Annotated in this window: 15 protein-coding genes and 1 riboswitch; of the genes, 13 read left to right on the top strand and 2 right to left on the bottom strand. The window is 70.5% G+C overall.

Annotation, left to right across the window (positions count from 1 at the left end; all coding sequences use genetic code 11):
• Positions 1-16 precede the first annotated feature (16 nt).
• A complete protein-coding gene (locus ACFWBD_RS23560; protein ID WP_385669997.1) occupies positions 17-421 on the bottom strand; it encodes a hypothetical protein in 405 nt (134 codons plus the stop codon).
• A gap of 265 nt (positions 422-686) precedes the next feature.
• Here ACFWBD_RS23560 and ACFWBD_RS23555 point away from each other — a divergent pair, with 265 nt between their 5' ends.
• The 13 genes from ACFWBD_RS23555 to ACFWBD_RS23495 all read left to right on the top strand — a co-directional run bounded on the left by ACFWBD_RS23555 (position 687) and on the right by ACFWBD_RS23495 (position 16,715).
• Positions 687-1,517 (top strand): glycoside hydrolase domain-containing protein, encoded by an 831-nt coding sequence (locus tag ACFWBD_RS23555; protein ID WP_385669994.1) that lies wholly within the window; start codon positions 687-689, stop codon positions 1,515-1,517.
• A 200-nt stretch (positions 1,518-1,717) separates the two neighbouring features.
• Positions 1,718-2,362, top strand: a complete 645-nt coding sequence (locus tag ACFWBD_RS23550) for a SurA N-terminal domain-containing protein (RefSeq protein ID WP_385669991.1) — start codon at positions 1,718-1,720, stop codon at positions 2,360-2,362.
• Positions 2,363-2,441: 79 nt separating this feature from the next.
• Positions 2,442-3,437, top strand: coding sequence for a nucleoside triphosphate pyrophosphohydrolase (locus tag ACFWBD_RS23545; protein WP_385669988.1), 996 nt, complete (start codon positions 2,442-2,444; stop codon positions 3,435-3,437).
• Positions 3,438-3,480: 43 nt separating this feature from the next.
• Complete coding sequence (locus ACFWBD_RS23540) at positions 3,481-5,820, top strand: hypothetical protein (RefSeq protein ID WP_385669985.1); 2,340 nt, start codon at positions 3,481-3,483, stop codon at positions 5,818-5,820.
• A complete protein-coding gene (locus ACFWBD_RS23535) occupies positions 5,817-7,112 on the top strand; it encodes a cytochrome P450 (RefSeq protein ID WP_385669982.1) in 1,296 nt (431 codons plus the stop codon). Before ACFWBD_RS23540 ends, ACFWBD_RS23535 begins: the two co-directional genes overlap by 4 nt.
• A gap of 205 nt (positions 7,113-7,317) precedes the next feature.
• Positions 7,318-8,331, top strand: a complete 1,014-nt coding sequence (locus ACFWBD_RS23530) for a transglycosylase family protein (protein ID WP_385669979.1) — start codon at positions 7,318-7,320, stop codon at positions 8,329-8,331.
• Positions 8,332-8,538: 207 nt separating this feature from the next.
• Positions 8,539-8,725, top strand: a riboswitch (cyclic di-AMP (ydaO/yuaA leader).
• Positions 8,726-8,728: 3 nt separating this feature from the next.
• Positions 8,729-9,445 carry a transglycosylase family protein gene (locus ACFWBD_RS23525; RefSeq protein ID WP_385669976.1) on the top strand — a complete coding sequence of 239 codons (717 nt, stop codon included), beginning with the start codon at positions 8,729-8,731 and terminating at the stop codon, positions 9,443-9,445.
• Between the two features lie 445 nt (positions 9,446-9,890).
• Positions 9,891-11,177 (top strand): phosphopyruvate hydratase, encoded by a 1,287-nt coding sequence (gene eno / locus ACFWBD_RS23520; protein ID WP_385669973.1) that lies wholly within the window; start codon positions 9,891-9,893, stop codon positions 11,175-11,177.
• Between the two features lie 118 nt (positions 11,178-11,295).
• Entirely contained in the window at positions 11,296-11,772 is a 477-nt protein-coding gene (locus ACFWBD_RS23515; protein ID WP_385669970.1) for a septum formation initiator family protein, read from the top strand.
• A 22-nt stretch (positions 11,773-11,794) separates the two neighbouring features.
• Entirely contained in the window at positions 11,795-12,397 is a 603-nt protein-coding gene (locus tag ACFWBD_RS23510) for a DUF501 domain-containing protein (protein WP_385669967.1), read from the top strand.
• Positions 12,397-13,338 (top strand): exopolyphosphatase, encoded by a 942-nt coding sequence (locus ACFWBD_RS23505; protein ID WP_385669964.1) that lies wholly within the window; start codon positions 12,397-12,399, stop codon positions 13,336-13,338. The genes ACFWBD_RS23510 and ACFWBD_RS23505 overlap by 1 nt, the downstream gene beginning before the upstream one ends.
• Positions 13,339-13,791: 453 nt before the next feature.
• The gene (locus ACFWBD_RS23500; protein ID WP_385669962.1) at positions 13,792-15,186 is read left to right on the top strand and encodes an NAD(P)/FAD-dependent oxidoreductase; all 1,395 of its coding nucleotides are present in this window, start codon (positions 13,792-13,794) and stop codon (positions 15,184-15,186) included.
• Positions 15,187-15,425: 239 nt separating this feature from the next.
• Entirely contained in the window at positions 15,426-16,715 is a 1,290-nt protein-coding gene (locus ACFWBD_RS23495; protein WP_385669957.1) for a class I SAM-dependent methyltransferase, read from the top strand.
• Positions 16,716-16,792: 77 nt separating this feature from the next.
• Here the strand turns inward: ACFWBD_RS23495 and ACFWBD_RS23490 are convergent, their stop codons facing one another.
• A complete protein-coding gene (locus ACFWBD_RS23490) occupies positions 16,793-19,321 on the bottom strand; it encodes an ABC transporter permease (RefSeq protein WP_385669954.1) in 2,529 nt (842 codons plus the stop codon).
• Positions 19,322-19,327: the final 6 nt, after the last annotated feature.

The following is a 19,327-nucleotide window of genomic DNA, read 5'->3' as shown; positions in this document are numbered from 1 at the left end:
CCTTCGCTCGCAGGCCCTACCGCCCGTACGGGTACCCCTGCTGATACGGCTGGCCCTGCGGGGCCATGGCCGCCCCGTACGCGGGCTGGGCGGCCGGGATCTTCTTGTCGAACACCGCGGACAGCAGCAGCACCGTCGCCGTCAGCAGGGTCACCAGGATGGCGATGCCGAAGAAGGCGTCCCCGTCGCCGTCGGGCGTGATCACCGCCCACGGCAGGATCACGCACTCGTACAGCGCGAACGAGCCGAAGGCCACCCAGTCCGAGGAGAGGCCGCGGCGGGTCGCCACGTACAGGAAGGGCACCCAGACCAGGAAGCCCAGCGAGCACCAGACCAGGACCACCCAGGCGAGCCGCTGGAACCAGCCGGCCGTCAGCCGTCTCTCCGCGCCCGCCCCGGTCGTCGTCGTCGGCATTGTCATGTCGCCCCCCAAGTCACCTGGGGCAAGGGTAGGACACGGACAGGCCGCTTCAGGTCATCGCTTCTTTACTGTGACATGAGCGAATCTTGTGGCTATGAGGGTCCCGTGTTTCCCGATCGGTGGGAGGCCGCGGGTTACCGTGCGATCCGTTCCGGTGCTGGACGTCGAGCCGAGGCCGTATCGTCGCACCGAATCAGGGGACTTCAGCCAGACATGACCGTACGCGGCGACAGCGCCGTACGCGAAGACGAACGATGGGGTGGGGATGGCCGAGCACCGGCAGTCCAGAAAGCGCAGATACATCACGTGGGGCGTGGCCGGCGCGGCCGTCCTCGCGGGGGCGGGGATAGCGGCGCAGACCTCGATGGCGGCCACCACCTGGCCCGCCCAGAAGACGTACACCGGCCGTGCCTTCGACGCCTGCACCGCGCCCTCGTCGGCCGCGATGAAGGCGTGGAAGGCCGACGGCTACTACGGGGGCGCCGCCGTCTACGTCGGCGGCAAGAACCGCGGCTGCGCGCAGCCCAACCTGACCGCCTCCTGGGTGAAGTCGGTCAACACGGCCGGCTGGAAACTGATCCCGATCTACGTGGGCGCCCAGCCGTCCTGCCAGACCGGCTCCAGCCCCGAGAAGCTCACCGCCGCCACGGCCGCCTCCCTCGGCGCGACCGACGGCGCGGACGCGGTCGCCAAGGCCTCGGCGCTCGGCATGAAGGCCGGCAGCCCGATCTACCTCGACATGGAGCCCTACGACATCACCAACAAGGCGTGCAACGACGCCGTGTTGACGTATGTGCGCTCCTTCACCAAGACGCTGCGCGCCAAGGTCTACCGGGCCGGCTACTACGGCTTCAGCAGTTCCAGCGCCAAGGCCGTCGCCACCGCGACGAACAAGACGGACCTGCCGGGCAACCTCTGGTACGCGCTGTGGGACAAGAAGGACACCACGACCACCGACTGGCCGTGGGGCGCCACCCAGTACACCGGCCACAGCCGCGGCCACCAGTACCTGGTCAACAGCAAGGAGACCCGCGGCGGCTACACGATCACCGTGGACCGCGACGCGTGGGACGCCCCGGTCGCCATCGTCGGCTGAACCGGAACGGCCTCGTGAGGGGCGCCCCGCGCGCGTGGGGCTGAGCCCTCGCACCGAAGAGCGGGCGACGAGCGCGCGCGGCGGTGCCCGAAGTCCTGGTGAATCGTTGGTCGAATGGGTTGGCCCCAGCCGCCCCACTGCCTACCATCGATCACCGCAAGACTTTGTGCACCGTCGCACAATCTCCTCGGGAGGTTTCCTTGCACCGCCGTCGTCGTACCGCGCTCCTGCTGTCCGCCGCGATCGTGTCGGCCCCGCTCCTCGCCGCCTGTGGGAACGACGCGCATCCCGGCGCGGCGGCCGTGGTCGGCGACCAGCGGATCACCGTCGCACAGCTGGAGAGCCGGGTGAACGAGGTGCGCACGGCCCAGCGGGCCGCGGTCACCGACGACGCCCAGTACGCGCAGGCCGTCGCCCAGACCGGTTCCCTCGCCCGCGACACCCTGCACGGCATGGTCCTCGACAAGGTGCTGCACCGCGCCGCGGAGGACGCGGGCGTCACCGTCAGCCGCCGGGAGGTCCAGGAGATGCGGGCCGGCCTGGAGCAGCAGGCGGGCGGCGCGCAGGGCCTGGAGGCGGCGTGGCTCCAGCAGTACGGTATTCCGCCGCAGCGCCTGGACGAGAACCTCCGCCTCCAGCTGGAGGCCCAGAAACTCGCCACCGAGCTCGGCACGAACACCAGCCAGCCCGCCTTCTGGAACGCGCTGTCCAAGGCGTCCAAGGCACTCGACGTGGACCTCAACCCGCGCTACGGCAACTGGGACGCGCAGAAGGTCGCCCGCGTCGACGCGAAGACGCCCTGGGTACGGGAGATCTCGGCGGCGGGGACGCAGCAGACGACGTGACCATGTGATCGTAGGACCGGCTGGTCCTGCCTGTGGATAACTCGCGAGGGCGCTGCCGGGTGTGGGTTACGTTCGGGGTGTGAACGCAATCAGCTCCGCCGCTGCCCACACCGAGGTCGAGGCCCCCGGCCGCGTCGTCCTGCTCACCACCAGCCACCGGGTCGCCCCCGGTCTGCTGTCCTGGCCCGCCTGGCAGGCACTGCGCACGGCGGACCGGGTGCTGTGCGCGGACGGCGCGCATCCGCAGCTGCCCTATCTGCGGGACGCGGGCGTCACCGTCGAGGAGACCTCCCCGACGGCCGAGGAGCTGCTCGCCGCCTGCGCCGGCGGCCGCACGGTCCTGGTCGTGGCCACCGGCGAAGGCGAACCGGCCCTCACCGACGGCCTGGCCCGCCTGGCCGGCTCCGGCCGTGTGTCCATGCCCGAGCTGGAACTGCTCCCCGCCTCCTACGACCTCCCGGGCGCCCGGCTCCTCGACCTCGTCCAGGTCATGGACCGCATCCGGGCCGAATGCCCGTGGTCCTCCCGGCAGACCCACAAGGGCCTGGCGAAGTACGCGGTCGAGGAGTCGTACGAACTGGTCGAGGCGATCGAGGACGGAGACCACGACGAACTCCGCGAGGAACTGGGCGACGTGCTGCTCCAGGTCGTCTTCCACGCCCGCATCGCCGAGGAGGACGAGGAGTCCCCGTTCTCCGTCGACGACGTCGCGGGCACGATCGTCGCCAAGCTCATCCACCGCCACCCCCATGTCTTCGGCGACGCCACCGCCACCACCCCGGAGGAAGTGAAGGAGCACTGGCTCCGCACGAAGGCGGCGGAGAAGCGGCGGGAGTCGGTGACGGACGGCGTCCCCCTCCACCAGCCCGGACTGGCCCTCGCCGCGAAGCTGGTGTCCCGGGCCCGCACGGCACGGCTGGAGGTACCACTGCCGACGGCCGAGGGCATCGGCTACGAACTGCTCGCCCTGGCGGCACGAGCCGAATCGGAGGGCGTCGACCCGGAGGCGGCCCTGCGCGCGGCGGCCAGGGCGTACCGGGACGCGATCCGGGGTGTCGAGGGGGTGGATGGTTAGTACGGTGAGCTCCTGATCCGGTTCGTGGGGTGCGGGGGCTTGTATGGAACGGGAGTCGGAGGAGCTGGCGACCTGGGCCGCGGAGGTGCTCAACAGGGGGTTGCTGTCGGAGAACCGGGAGGAGATCCGGCGGGCGTTCCTCGAGTGGTTCGTGCGCTACGGGGCAGCCGGGGCGGTCCCGGTGCAGATCACCCATCCGTCCGACGGCCCGGAAGAGACGCTCATCGAGTTCGAGGGCCGGCACTTCGAGGCCGGGCTCACGTCCCGCATGGAGGGGGCGGTCTCTGGTCTGTGGGGACTGATCGACCTCTTCGAACCGCACCCGGCCCCGACCTCGCCCCCGACCTCGCACCCGGCCCCGACCTCGCCCCCGGCTGACCGCGTCCGCACCCCCGCTGCCGGTCCCGCCCCACCGCAGGGCGACCGCATCGAGTTCAACAACGGTCTCTTCAACGGAACCGTCGTGGGCAAGCAGACCTACCACACCTACGCCCTTCCGGGCGTGGTGCCGACCGACCCCGACAGATGGCCCACGGTGCAGGAGACCGACCCGGTCAGGGTCGGCGTGCGGCCCACCGGGCGGAGCGGCGAGCACGGCGGACTTCCGCCCTACGTCCGGCGTGACGTCGACGAGGGCCTGCGGGGCTGGGCCGCGCAGGGCGGCCTGCTGGTGATCACCGGCGGACCGCTCACCGGCAAGTCGAGGACGGCCTGGGCCGCCGTACTCCACGAGACGGACCCCCACACCCGCGTGTACGCGCCTGCCCCCGGCACGGACCTGCGGGGACTGCCCGCGCTGTTGCACGACCGGGACGGGACGTATGTGCTGTGGCTGGACGAGTTGGAGGGACACCTCGTAGAGCACGGGCCGACCCTGGGGCTGATCACCGAGCTGACCGCACTGGGCGTCCCGGTCGTGGCCACGATGGGCGACGACTCGTACGACGAGCACCGCTTCGGCGGCGGACCGGCGTCCCGGGTGCTGACGCTGGCGCGGTCGGAGCGGGTGAGGACACGCTGGAGCGACCAGGAGCTCGGCAGACTGACCGCCCTGCACGACCCCCGGCTCGACGAGGCACGCGACCGGTGCGGAGCCACCAGCGTCACCCAGTACCTGGCCATCGGCCCGGAGCTGCGGGCCCAGTGGCACCGTGCCGGGTTCTCCAACAGCCGCCACCCGTACGGTCACCTGCTGATCCGGGCCGCGACGGACCTCGCCCGCTGTGGGGTCACCGGGGACATCCCGAGGCAGCTGTTGGAGGAGACGTGCCAGAGCCGTGGGACGGGGCAGGCGCAGTGGCGGCTGGAGAGGGAGTCGTTCCAGGAGGCCCTCGACTGGGCCGTCCAACCGCTGCACGGGGTCACCGGGATGCTGGTGCCGGGAGTGCCGCGCCGGGTGGGGGAGAGCGAGGACACCTGGCGGCCGTACGGCTCACTGGTCGTCGACGCGGAGCAGGAGACCGAGAGGGCGGTTCCGGACGCCGTCTGGCGCTGCGCGCTGGAGGGGACGAAGTACGACACCGGGGTGCACTTCAACGTCCGTGCCACCGCCCACGTCGTCTTCTCGGCAAGGGCGCGGGACGGCGACGCCGGGGCGATGCACATGCTGAGCCTGCTCTCCGAGAACGAGGCAACGGCGCTGGACTGGCTGCGCAAGGCCGTGGACGCGGGGAAGACGGAGCTGGCGGGGCAGGTCGGCGAGCGGCTCCTCGGACAGGGGGAGGCGGAGGAGGCACTGCCGTATCTGCGGAGCGCGGCGGAGCGGAATCCGGACGGTCACGAGACGAGACTGGTCGGGGAGGCCCACCTCGCCCTGGCAGAGCAAGCGCTGAGCAGGGCGGCGCACGGCGGTGACATGGCGGCGGCACACCGACTGGGGGACCTGTTGCTCGGGCAGGGTGAGTTGAGCAGGGCGTCGCGCCACTACACGGAGGCCGAGGCGGGCGGGTACGCCCCGGTCGCCCGGAGCGCTGCCGTGTACTTCCTGCTGCGCTTCGAGGCCGAACTGGCCGAGGTACTGCTCACCCGTGCCGCCGCCTCCGGAGACGGGAAGGCCGCACGTCTGCTGAGTGACGCCCAGGAGCCGCGCCAGAGCCTGGACGACGCCGCGGAGTACTTCAACGCCGGCCACCCCCTGGACGCGGCCCACCACGGTGCCGTACTGGAGAAGATGGGGCTCCTGGAGCAGGCCCGCACGGACTACGAACAGGGCTGCGCCGACGGCGACGCCTACGCCGCCTATCGCCTCGCCCTCCTCCTCGACAAACAGAGCAACTTCAGCGAGGCCACCCTCTGGTACCGCAAGGCCGCCGACATGGGGCACCCCGGCGCGCGGAAGGCCCTCGCGGAACACGTCGAGGACACCGCTACGGTCAAGGAGTGACCGAGCAGCCCGACACAGACAACCCGGACAGCACCGCTCCCGAACTCTTCACCTGGGAGTTCGCGACCGACCCCTACCCCGCCTACGCCTGGCTGCGCGAGCACGCGCCCGTGCACCGCACCGTGTTGCCCAGTGGTGTCGAGGCCTGGCTGGTCACCCGGTACGGCGACGCGAAACAGGCCCTCGCCGACCAGCGGCTCTCCAAGAACCCGGCGCATCATGACGAACCGGCGCACGCCAAGGGCAAGACCGGCATCCCCGGTGAGCGCAAGGCCGAGCTGATGACGCATCTGCTCAACATCGACCCGCCGGACCACACCCGGCTGCGACGGCTCGTCAGCAAGGCCTTCACGCCCCGCCGGGTCGCCGAGTTCGCGCCGCGCGTCCAGGAGCTGACGGATCAGCTCATCGACCGGTTCGCCGCCGAGGGCGGTGCCGACCTCATCCACGACTTCGCCTTTCCTCTCCCCATCTACGCGATCTGCGACCTCCTGGGCGTCCCCCGCGAGGACCAGGACGACTTCCGCGACTGGGCGGGGATGATGATCCGGCACGGCGGGGGCCCGAGGGGCGGGGTCGCGCGGTCGGTGAAGAAGATGCGCGGGTACCTGCTGGAGCTCATCCACCGCAAGCGCGCGGAGCTCCCCGCCGACCCGGCTCCCGGCGAGGACCTCCTCTCCGGTCTGATCCGCGCCTCGGACCATGGCGAGCACCTCACCGAGAACGAGGCCGCCGCCATGGCCTTCATCCTGCTGTTCGCCGGCTTCGAGACGACCGTCAATCTCATCGGCAACGGCACCTACGCCCTCCTCACCCACCCCGAGCAGCGCGAACGCCTCCAGCGGTCGCTCACCGAGGACGACGGCGACCGCGGCCTCCTCGAAACCGGCGTCGAGGAACTCCTGCGCTACGACGGCCCCGTGGAGCTCGCCACCTGGCGGTTCGCGACCGAGCCGCTGAGCGTCGGCGGGCAGGACATCGCGCCGGGCGACCCCGTCCTCGTCGTACTGGCGGCGGCCGACCGTGACCCGGCGCGCTTCTCGGACCCCGACACCCTCGACCTGTCCCGCCGCGACAACCAGCACCTCGGCTACGGCCATGGCATCCACTACTGCCTGGGCGCCCCGCTGGCCCGGCTGGAGGGCCAGACCGCGCTGGCCACCCTCCTGACCCGGCTGCCCGACCTCCGACTGGCCGTGGATCCGGCCGAGTTGAGGTGGCGCGGTGGGCTCATCATGCGCGGATTGCGGACTTTGCCGGTCGAGTTCACTCCGGTGCAATCCGGCTCATAAGCGGTCCATGTCTGACCGGATGTCAGCCGGAGTGTGACCGTTCGGCGGAGCAAAGGTGACCAACACTCAAGTCTGTGATCTTCACGTGATCTGCGCGGCATTAACTTGTGACAAGTGATCGTCTGCCGATACGTTCACTCGTCAGCGCGGAACATCGGTCTCACCCGCCGCGCCGGTCAGTGCTGTCCAGAGAAAGGCCCCTCGCATGCTCTCCGGGAACGGTCGTCACCGTCGCCCCCGCCAGGCCCCGGCCCTCCTTGTCGCGGCCGGAGTGACGGGCTCCGCCATCGCCATCCCGCTGCTCGCCGCCTCCGGCGCGAGCGCGGCCGACGGCACGGTGTGGGACAAGGTGGCGCAGTGCGAGACCGGCGCCTCGTGGAGCGCCGACGACGGCGACGGCGAGTACGGCGGCCTGAGCCTCACCCAGAAGGACTGGGAGACGTACGGCGGCCTCGACTACGCGACGAGCCCGGACCTGGCCAGCCGCAGCCAGCAGATCGCCGTGGCGCAGAAGGTGCTCGCGGCCGACGGCATCGGGGCATGGGGCACCTGCGGGCTGACCTCCGGGCTCACCCAGGAGAACGGCGCACTGAACGTGGACACCGGCGTGGCGGACGACTCGTCCGACTCGTCCGACTCATCAGGGTCTTCCGGATTGTCCGACCTGTCCAGGGGGTTGTCCGGATCCTCGGGCTCCTCGACGAGCGGTGACTCCTCGACGGGATCGTCCGACTCGTCCGCCGATTCCTCCGGTTCGCCCTCGGCGTCCACTTCCTCCCCTTCGTCCTCTTCCTCCGCCGCCACGGATGACTCCGGCACGTCCGGCGGTTCCGGCGGCCGGGGTGACGGGTCGACGGGCGACGGTTCCCCCACGGCGACCCCGGAAACGGGCGACTCGGACAATTCCGGCCAGGATGAGGGCTCTTGGAGCCTCGTCGACACCAGCTCCCTCGGCTCCGGCCGCCACCGTGGCGCCACCGCCGACGAGGCGGCGACCAAGAGCGCGACCGACACCGGCGTGGACGGCACCACCACCGCCTCCGCCGGCCGGCATGCCGCGGCCACCTATGTCGTCCAGGAGGGCGACTCCCTCGCGTCCATCGCCGACTCCCTTGGCCTCGACGGCGGATGGCGCGCCCTCTACGCCGAGAACAGGGACCTCATCGGCGTCGACCCGAGCAACATCGCCGCCGGTCAGACCCTCGACACAGGGGTGTAATAGGGCGCAAAGCCCAAGAAAAACAGCGGGAGTTCACGTCACGCTTCGCGCCGAATGTCCGTTTTGGTGAAAGTGTGGGATGAGTCTCAGAAGCCCTGATCGTCTTTGAAATTCCGCCGATCGCGTGTCTACGGTCGAGGCCGCTCGGCAACCCGAGCCCCGGCCGTCGCAACGCCGAATCCTGCCAGCGACGACCCGGGAACAGTCGTCGCGTAAGCGCCGCAGGCAGGAGCGGGGGACCCAAGGTAAGTGCCGCGCCGGTCGGTCGACCGGAACGGCTCGGGGTGAAGCCACACCTCCCACGGAGCAGCGCTCCGGCGGACGAGGACGTGGCCGGGCAACTCACACGGCCCGAACCCGACAGCTCACCTCGCAGGCGTCGGTGAGGGGATCCACCATGCTGTTTTCCGCCAAGGGCAAGCACCGCCGCCCGTCCAAGGCGACCCGCGTCGCCGCGCTCGCCGGCGTCACCGGTGTCGCCATCGCCGCCCCGCTGATGGCGGCCGGCAGCGCCTCCGCCGCCACCGCCTCCGAGTGGGACGCGGTCGCCCAGTGCGAGGCCGGCGGCAACTGGTCCATCAACACCGGCAACGGCTACTACGGCGGCCTCCAGTTCTCGGCGTCCACCTGGGCCGCGTACGGCGGCACCGCCTACGCCTCCACCGCCGACCAGGCCTCCAAGTCCCAGCAGATAGCCATCGGCGAGAAGGTCCTCGCGGGCCAGGGCAAGGGTGCCTGGCCGGTCTGCGGCACCGGCCTGTCCGGCGCCGCCTACAACGGCGGCAGCGCCGGCTCCTCGAGCTCCGGCTCGGCCGGCTCCTCCGGTTCCTCCAGCTCGTCGAACAGCGGCGGCACCAGCAGCCGCTCGACCGAGGAGCAGAGCGCCTCCCGCTCGACCGACCGCCCGGCCGCCTCCAAGACGGTCACCACCCCGACCGGCGAGAAGGTCAAGAAGGGCGACGGCGAGTACAAGGTCGTCAAGGGCGACACCCTCAGCTCCATCGCCGAGAAGCACAAGGTCAAGGGCGGCTGGGCGAAGCTGTTCGAGCTGAACAAGGACATCGTCGTCGAAGCGGACCTCATCTACCCGGGCCAGCAGCTGCACCTGAAGTGACACTGCGCCTGAAGTGACACTGCGCCTGAAGTGACACTGCGCCTGAAGTGACAACTTCACATGCCGTGACACTGGGCCTGAAGTGTCATGGCACGTGAAGTGACACCTGGCCCCAAGAGAAGCCACAGCGCCCTCACATCCGAGGTCGGCACACTGAAGACCTCGTGAGGGTCACCCCCCGTCCCCACGGGCTCCCCGCTCCGGTGCGTGTTCCCCCGTACGCACCGGAGCGGGGTTTCTCTTTGCCCGTTCGTCACTTCCTGTCGGCCTTTCTCGGCCACCCCCTTTGTTCCGGGCGGAAACAATAGGTACGGTCTCCCTGTCCACGGGACGGTCGGTCGGCTGCCGACGGCTCCGGGGCGGTTAGGCTCTAGTCGCAAGGCTCAGCAAGGGATCGTCACGGTCCCTGGGCCCCGCACAACCAGCGTCACATCCCAAGAAGGAGATGCTCGTGCCGTCCATCGACGTCGTCGTAGCCCGGGAAATCCTGGACTCCCGAGGCAACCCCACGGTCGAGGTCGAGGTCGGCCTCGACGACGGCAGCACGGGTCGTGCCGCCGTTCCGTCCGGCGCCTCCACCGGTGCCTTCGAGGCCATCGAGCTCCGCGACGGTGACCCCAACCGCTACCTCGGCAAGGGTGTCGAGAAGGCCGTCCTCGCCGTCATCGAGCAGATCGGCCCGGAGCTCGTCGGCTACGACGCCACCGAGCAGCGCCTGATCGACCAGGCCATGTTCGACCTGGACGCCACCGACAACAAGGGCTCGCTCGGCGCCAACGCCATCCTCGGCGTCTCGCTCGCCGTCGCCCACGCCGCCTCCGAGGCCAGCGACCTGCCGCTGTTCCGCTACCTGGGCGGCCCCAACGCGCACCTGCTGCCGGTGCCGATGATGAACATCCTGAACGGCGGCTCGCACGCCGACTCCAACGTGGACATCCAGGAGTTCATGATCGCCCCGATCGGCGCGGAGACCTTCTCCGAGGCCCTGCGCTGGGGCGCCGAGGTCTACCACACCCTCAAGAAGGTGCTGAAGACCAAGGGCCTGTCCACCGGCCTCGGCGACGAGGGCGGCTTCGCCCCGAACCTGGAGTCCAACCGCGCCGCGCTCGACCTCATCCTCGAGGCCATCAAGCAGGCCGGTTACGTGCCCGGCGAGCAGATCGCGCTCGCGCTCGACGTCGCCGCGTCCGAGTTCTACAAGGACGGCAAGTACGAGTTCGAGGGCAAGTCGCGCTCGGCCGCCGAGATGACCGAGTACTACGAGGAGCTCGTCTCCGCGTACCCGCTCGTCTCCATCGAGGACCCGCTGTACGAGGACGACTGGGCCGGCTGGAAGGTCATCACCGACAAGCTGGGCGACAAGGTCCAGATCGTCGGCGACGACCTCTTCGTCACCAACCCCGAGCGTCTGGCCCGCGGCATCGAGGAGGGCTCCGCCAACGCCCTGCTCGTCAAGGTCAACCAGATCGGTTCGCTGACCGAGACCCTGGACGCCGTCGAGATGGCCCAGCGCAACGGCTTCAAGTGCATGATGTCCCACCGCTCCGGCGAGACCGAGGACGTCACCATCGCCGACCTCGCGGTCGCGGTGAACTGCGGTCAGATCAAGACCGGCGCCCCGGCCCGCTCGGACCGCGTCGCCAAGTACAACCAGCTGCTGCGCATCGAGGAGATCCTCGACGACGCCGCGGTGTACGCCGGCCGCTCGGCGTTCCCCCGCTTCAAGGGCTGACCCGTGGTGGGTTGACCCATACCGGGCCAAGCCCTAGCCAGTCGTACGTACGTCCCCGTACCCGGTCCCGTACCGTGTGCGGGGACGTACGCACGTGTGAGACGGGAGGCGGGAAGCAGTGGCCGTGAAGGACCGGGACCGTTTCTCCACCGCGACCAGGATCAAGCTGCTCGGCGAGCAGACCGCGGCCCGGGTCTACCGCTCCCAGACCAAGCGCCAGGCCCGCCGCTCCCGGCTCACCGGCCGCGCCGCGCTCCTCGCGCTGGTCCTGTGCACGCTGATCGTGGCCCTGGCCTATCCGATGCGCCAGTACGTCTCCCAGCGTGCCGACATCGCCGATCTGGAGCGCGAGAAGCAGCAGGCCGCCGAACGCGTCGAGCAGCTGCGCGACCTCAAGGCGCGCTGGCAGGACGACGCCTACGCCGAGCAGCAGATCCGGCAGCGGCTGCACTACGTGCTGCCGGGGGAGACCGGGTTCGTCGTGATCGACCCGGACGCGGCCAGGCAGTCCCGCGCCGACCTCGGGGCGACCGACCGCCCCTGGTACTCGAACGTCTGGGACGGCGTCGACAAGTCCGACGCCTTTGACCAGTGAACCGACCGATAGAAAGACAGGCATGGAATCGCCCCCGCCGACCACCCCGCGCACCGAGCCCACCGACGCGGACGTCGAGGCCTTCAAGCAGCAGCTCGGACGGCCGCCGCGCGGTCTGCGCGCGATCGCGCACCGCTGCCCGTGCGGCCAGCCGGACGTCGTGGAGACGGCCCCCCGCCTGCCCGACGGCACTCCCTTCCCGACGCTGTACTACCTGACGTGCCCGAAGGCCAACTCGGCCATCGGCACGCTCGAGGCGAACGGCGTGATGAAGGAGATGACGGAGCGGCTGCAGGCCGACCCGGAGCTGGCCGCCTCCTACCGTGCCGCGCACGAGGACTACATCCGGCGCCGGGACGAGATCGAGGAGCTGAAGAACTTCCCCAGCGCGGGCGGCATGCCGGACCGCGTGAAGTGCCTGCACGTGCTCGTCGCGCACTCCCTGGCCGCCGGCCCGGGCGTGAACCCGCTCGGCGACGAGGCCCTGGAGATGCTCCCGCAGTGGTGGCGCAAGGGCACGTGCGTGGTGCCGGTCCAGCCGCCGTCCGGTGAGGGCCGGCAGGTGGACACGTCCGAGGACGGGTCGGGCCACTTCGCCTTCAAACCGGTCGAGGGAGACGCCTGATGACCCGCGTCGCCGCCGTCGACTGCGGTACGAACTCGATCCGCCTCCTCGTCGCCGACGCCGACCCGGAGACCGGTGAGCTGGTCGACCTGGACCGCCGGATGACGATCGTCCGCCTCGGCCAGGGCGTCGACCGCACCGGACGGCTCGCCCCCGAGGCGCTGGAGCGGACCTTCGCGGCCTGCCGGGAGTACGCGGCCGCCATCAAGGAGTACGGCGCGCAGCGGCTGCGCTTCGTCGCCACCTCCGCCTCCCGGGACGCGGAGAACCGGGACGAGTTCGTGCGCGGGGTGCTGGACATCCTCGGCGTAGAGCCCGAGGTCATCACCGGCGACCAGGAGGCCGAGTTCTCCTTCACCGGCGCCACGAAGGAACTCGTCGGGCGCGCCGACCTGGCCAAGCCCTTCCTGGTGGTGGACATCGGCGGCGGCTCGACCGAGTTCGTGGTCGGCGACGACCGGGTCCGCGCCGCGCGCTCCGTCGACGTGGGCTGCGTACGGATGACGGAGCGGCACCTGGTCGTGGACGGGAAGGTCACCGACCCGCCCACCGCCGGGCAGATCGCGGCGATGCGCGCCGACATCGAGGCCGCTCTCGACCTCGCCGAGCGGACGGTCCCGCTGCGCGAGGCGCACACCCTGGTCGGCCTTGCCGGTTCGGTGACGACGGTCGCGGCGATCGCCCTGGGACTGGAGGCGTACGACTCCACGAAGATCCACCACGCGCGGATCGGTGTCGACCGGGTCAGGAGCATCAGCGACGACCTTCTCGAGGCGACCCACGCACAGCGCGCGGCTCATCCGGCGATGCACCCGGGCCGGGTGGACGTGATCGCGGCGGGCGCGCTCGTCCTGCTGGCGATCATGGAGCGGATCGGCGCGGAGGAGGTCGTCGTGAGCGAGCACGACATCCTCGACGGAATCGCCTGGTCGATCGCGTGATCTTGGCCGGCCCGCTACCTGCACTCTGCTGAGCAGGCAGGATGCCCGTATGAGCAGTCCCGAGGGGCCCTTCGCGGCCCCTCGGACGCGTTCCGGAGGCACCCCCTCGGGAAAGTTCGTGAAGTTCTTCACAAGGAATTCGGCCCTGTTGGAGGACAGAGGCGTCCCCGTTGACCCTTCCGGGGGCCCAACACCCGTGTGAACGTGTTCAAAAGAGGCGCGCGCGGACGTATCGCGGAGGTCCCGCGAGGGTGCCTCGCGCGGTCCTCACGGAGCCCTTCCGGGCCCGGAGAGGCAGCTCACGCGGCATTGACAACGTCATGCCCTACACGCTGGTTCCCCCTCCGCGCCATGACGTGGATCACGCGGGCCGCGGAGGATAGCACACACCCCCGGGAAGCTTGTGAAGGGGCGCACGAGCGACCCCCCTCGAGCGGGTGGATACTCGATGGCATGAGCACCACGGAGCGTCCCAGGATCCTCGTAGTAGGCGGTGGGTACGTAGGCCTGTACGCAGCTCGGCGCATCATGAAGAAGATGCGCTACGGCGAGGCGACCGTCACGGTCGTCGACCCCCGGTCGTACATGACCTACCAGCCCTTCCTCCCCGAAACCGCCGCCGGCAACATCTCCCCGCGCCACGTCGTCGTCCCGCTGCGACGCGTGCTGCCCAAGGCGGAGGTCCTCACCGGCCGGGTCACCACCATCGACCAGGACCGCAAGGTCGCCACGATCGCCCCGCTGGTCGGCGAGGCGTACGAGCTGCCCTTCGACTACCTGGTGATCGCGCTCGGCGCGGTCTCCCGCACCTTCCCGATCCCCGGCCTCGCCGAACAGGGCATCGGTATGAAGGGTGTCGAGGAGGCCATCGGCCTGCGCAACCACGTCCTCGAGCAGCTCGACAAGGCCGACTCCACGACCGACGAGGAGATCCGCCGCAAGGCGCTCACCTTCGTCTTCATCGGCGGCGGTTTCGCCGGCGCGGAGACCATCGGTGAGGTCGAGGACCTGGCCCGGGACGCGGCCAAGTACTACAAGACGGTGTCCCGCGAGGACATGCGCTTCATCCTCGTCGACGCCGCCGACAAGATCCTTCCCGAGGTCGGCCCCAAGCTGGGCCAGTACGGCAAGGAGCACCTCGAGGGCCGCGGTGTGGAGATCTACCTCTCCACCTCCATGGACTCCTGCGTCGACGGCCACGTGGTGCTGAAGAACGGCCTCGAGGTCGACTCCAGCACCATCGTGTGGACGGCGGGCGTCAAGCCCAACCCGGTGCTGGCCCGCTACGGCCTGCCGCTGGGCCCCCGCGGTCACGTCGACACCGCCCCGACCCTCCAGGTCCAGGGCACCGACTACATCTGGGCCGCCGGCGACAACGCTCAGGTCCCGGACGTCGCCGCCCGCAAGGCCGGCGTCGAGAACGCCTGGTGCCCGCCGAACGCGCAGCACGCGCTGCGGCAGGCCAAGGTCCTCGGCGACAACGTGATCTCCGGTATGCGGGGCTTCCCGCAGAAGGAGTACGCGCACGCCAACAAGGGTGCGGTGGCGGGCCTCGGCCTCCACAAGGGCGTCGCGATGATCGTCATGGGCAAGGTGAAGATCAAGGTCAAGGGCCGTCTCGCCTGGTACATGCACCGCGGCTACCACGGCCTGGCGATGCCGACGTGGAACCGTAAGATCCGCGTCTTCGCCGACTGGACGCTCGGCATGTTCCTCAAGCGCGAGGTCGTGGCGCTGGGTGCGCTGGAGTCCCCGCGCGAGGAGTTCTACGAGGCCGCGAAGCCGGCGCCGGTCGCCGCGAAGCCGGCCGCCGAGAAGACCGAGAACGAGAAGGCCAAGGCCTCCTGACCTCCGGTCACCGAAACACCCCCGAAGGGGCCGTCCGCCATCCGTGGTGCGGGCGGCCCCTTCGGCGTCCGCCCGGTCCGCGCCGGCCGGCCTCACCGCCGACCGAGACGCATGCCGTGTGCATGTATTTTGCCGGGTCGTGACGGCCGCGCGGGACTGGACCGCGCGCTCTTCCGTGTTTACGTGGTGTCAGGACATTGCGGGATCATGCGGGATCACCCGTCACGGAGGTGTGCATCATGGCTGACGCCGCGCCGCGGCTCCATGCCCTCGTCGAACAGTTGCTGGGAGCCCCCTTCCCGGTGCGCGTCCGCGCCTGGGACGGTTCGCAGGCGGGCCCGCCCGATGCGCCGACCCTGGTCGTACGCAATCGCCGGGCCCTGCGCCGGCTCCTCTTCAAGCCCGGCGAACTCGGCCTCGCCCGCGCCTGGGTGGCCGGCGACCTGGGGATCGGGGGGGACCTGTACACCGCTCTCGACCTGCTCTCCGGCCTGGTCTGGGAGCGTGGCGAGGACGCCCGTACGCTCGGTCAGGCGCTGCGCGACCCCGCGTTCCGTTCGGCGGCGCGCGGACTGCTGAAACTCGCCGGACCGCCGTTGCCGCCCGCCCCGCCGCGTGAAGAGGTCCGCCGGACCGGCCACCTCCACACCCGCGGCACCGACCGACGCGCCATCAGCCACCACTACGACGTCGGCAACGACTTCTACGCGCTCGTCCTCGGCCCGTCCATGGTCTACTCGTGCGCCTACTGGGAGTCCGGGGACAGCACCCTCGAACTCGCCCAGCACGACAAGCTCGAACTCGTCTGCCGCAAGCTGGAGCTGAGACCGGGGTCGCGGCTGCTGGACGTCGGCTGCGGCTGGGGCTCCCTCGCCGTCCACGCGGCCCGCGAGCACGGTGCGACCGTCGTCGGGATCACCCTGTCCCAGGAGCAGGCGGCGTTCGCCCGCAAGCGCGTCGCCGACGCCGGGCTCACCGACAAGGTCGAGATCCGCGTCCAGGACTACCGGGACGTCACCGACGGCCCGTTCGACGCGGTCTCCTCCATCGGCATGGCGGAACACGTCGGCTCCGAGAAGTACCTGGAGTACGCGCACGTCCTGTTCGCGCTGCTGCGGCCCGGCGGCCGGCTGCTCAACCACCAGATCGCCCGCCGCCCGCACCGCGACGAGTCGGCCTACGGCGTGGACGCGTTCATCGACGCCTATGTCTTCCCGGACGGCGAACTCGCCCCCGTCGGCACCACGGTCACCCAGCTCGAACGCGCGGGCTTCGAGGTGCGTGACGTCGAGTCGATCCGCGAGCACTACTCCCTCACCCTGCGCCGCTGGGTCGCCCGCCTGGAGGCCGACTGGGAGCGGGCCGTCCACCTCACCAGCCCCGGTCGGGCCCGGGTCTGGCGGCTCTACATGGCCGCCTCCGCCGTCGCCTTCGAACGCAACCAGATCGGCGTCAACCAGGTCCTGGCCGTCCGGACCCCCGGGTCGGGCGACTCCGGGATGCCGCTGCGCGCCCGCACCTGGAACTGACGGCCGCTCGACGCAGGAGGGGCCCCGCCGCATCGCGCGACGGGGCCCCGACCGGGCCTGCCCTTCTCGGGCCTGCCCTACTCGGACTTGATCGCGGCCAGCATGTTCAGGCGCGACGCCCGCCGGGCCGGCCACAGCGCGGCCAGGATGCCCACCCCGGCGGCCAGCAGCAGGAAGACGGCCATCCGGGCCCACGGCACGACCAGTTCGTACGTCGGCATGCTGGTGCCGAGCAGTTCGCCGGCCGCCCAGCCGAAGAACACGCCCAGGCCGATGCCGAGCACCCCGCCGAAGAGCGAGATCACCAGGGACTCCAGCCGGACCATCCGCTTGACCGAGCGCCGGTCCAGGCCGATGGCCCGCAGCATGCCGATCTCCTGGGAACGCTCGAAGACCGACATCGCGAGGGTGTTGATGACGCCGAGGACCGCGACGATCACGGCCATCGCGAGCAGCCCGTAGAGCATGTTCAGCATCAGCGTGAACATCTGCGCGATCTCGTCGGAGAGGTCCTGCTTGCTCTGGACCTTGACGGCCGGGTTGGAGCCGAGGGCCTTCTCCAGCCGGTCCTTCGTGGCGTCCGAGGTGCCGCCGGACGTCTTGACCATGACCCGCATGTCGGCCGGGTCCGCCAGATGCGGGGTGAGGGCCGCGTTGTCCAGCAGGATGCCCTCGATCAGCTCGTTGCCCTCGTAGACCCCGGAGACCGTCAGCTGCTGCTTCCTGCCGTCCTCGAAGTTCACCGTGAAGGACGAACCGGCCTTCCAGCCATGGGACTTGGCGGTGGCGTCATCGACGACGACCTGTCCGCCGGCCACCTTGAAGGAGCCGTCGTCGACCTTGAGGTCGGTCAGCGCGCCGATGGTGGAGCCGGTGACGCCGGTGAGGTACTCGGTCGTGCCGTCGATCCGGCCGGGCGCGTTGCGCATCGGGCTGGTGGCGGTCACCCCGTCGGTGGCCCTCAGCTTCTCGTCGATACCGGCCGAGAGCTCGTTGCCGTTCGCCATCGACACGACGTAGTCGGCCCTGATCGCGGAGGACGCCATCTTGTCGATGGACTTCTGGAGGCTGCCCGCCATCACCGTCATGCCGGTGATCAGGGTCAGGCCGATCATCAGCGCGGAGGCCGTGGCCGCCGTACGGCGCGGGTTGCGCACCGAGTTCTGCCGGGCCAGCTTGCCGGACACCCCGAAGATCCGCAGGACGGGTGCGGCCGCCGCGATCAGCGGGCGGGACAGCAGCGGGGTCAGGATGAAGACGCCGAGGATCAGCAGGACCGCGCCGATACCCATGGGGGCCTGGCCGTCGGAACCGCTCATCGAGGTCGCGGCCAGGACCACGGCGACGCCCGCCGCCGAGAACAGCGCGCCCAGCGTGTTGCGCAGCACCAGCGACTTGGTGCTCGCGGTGGCGTGCACGCTGCTCATCGCGGCGACCGGCGGGATCTTCGCGGCCCGGCGGCCGGGCAGCCAGGCCGCCAGCATGGTGATGACGACGCCGACGACGAGGGCGGCGGCGACCGTACCGGCAGAGACGACGAGCGGCCCGTCGGGGACGGTCGCGCCCAGCGTCCCGAGCAGCGAGCGCAGCCCGGCCCCGATGCCGATGCCCGCGACCAGACCGGTCACCCCGGCGACCGTGCCGACGACGAACGCCTCGATCAGCACCGACCGCGTGACCTGCCGGCGGGAGGCGCCGACGGCCCGCATCAGCGCGAGTTCCTTGGTGCGCTGGGCGACCAGCATGGTGAAGGTGTTGGCGATGATGAAGGTGCCGACGAACAGCGCGATCCCGGCGAAGACCAGCAGCCCCTGCTTCATCCCGCTCATCGAGGCGGAGATCATCTCCGCCTGGTCGTCGGCGAGTTGCTCCCCGGTGACGGTCTCGACCTCGCCCTTCGGCAGGGCGGTGTCCAGCGCGGACTTCAGCGCGTTCTGCGAGGTCCCGGCGGCGGCCCGGACGTCGATCTCGTCGTAGGTGCCGGGCTTGCCGAAGAGCGTCTGCGCGGTCGCCGTGTCGAACAGGGCGAGGCTGCCGCCGGCCGCGACATTGCCGTCGTCGGTGGTGAAGATGCCGGTGATCTTCGGGGTGAGGACGGGGCCGTCGACGGAGATCCGTACGGTGTCGCCGACCTCGTACCCGGCCCGCTCGGCCGTCCTGGAGTCGATGACGACCTCGTCGGAGCCGCTCGGCGCGTGCCCGGCGGCGAGCGGGTACCGGGCGTCCTTGTCACCCCAGTAGTTGCCGCCCTGCGACTGGAAGCCGCCGCCGACGAGCTTGCCGTCCTTGTCGGCGATGGCGGTGAAGCCGTTGACGACGCCGATCGCGGACGCGGCGCCCGGGACCTTCGCGCTCCGCTCCAGCAGCGCCTGGGTCAGCTCGGGCGTCTTGACGATGCGGTCGCCGACGTCGTCCTGGACCTCGGCGGTGACGGCGACGTCGACCTGGTCGAAGCCCTTGGCGGAGCTCTTCTGGAGGGCGCCGGAGAGGGTGTTGGTGAAGACCAGGGTCCCCGACACGAAGGCCACGCCGAGCATCACGGCGAGCACGGTCATCAGGAGCCGGGCCTTGTGCGCGAGCACGTTGCGCATGGCGGTACGGAACATGGGTGT

This window comes from Streptomyces sp. NPDC060002 (assembly GCF_042737245.1).
Classification (GTDB): Bacteria; Actinomycetota; Actinomycetes; order Streptomycetales; family Streptomycetaceae; genus Streptomyces.
Note: the sequence above shows the minus strand (reverse complement) of the source record. Positions and strands in the feature narration are given on the sequence as shown.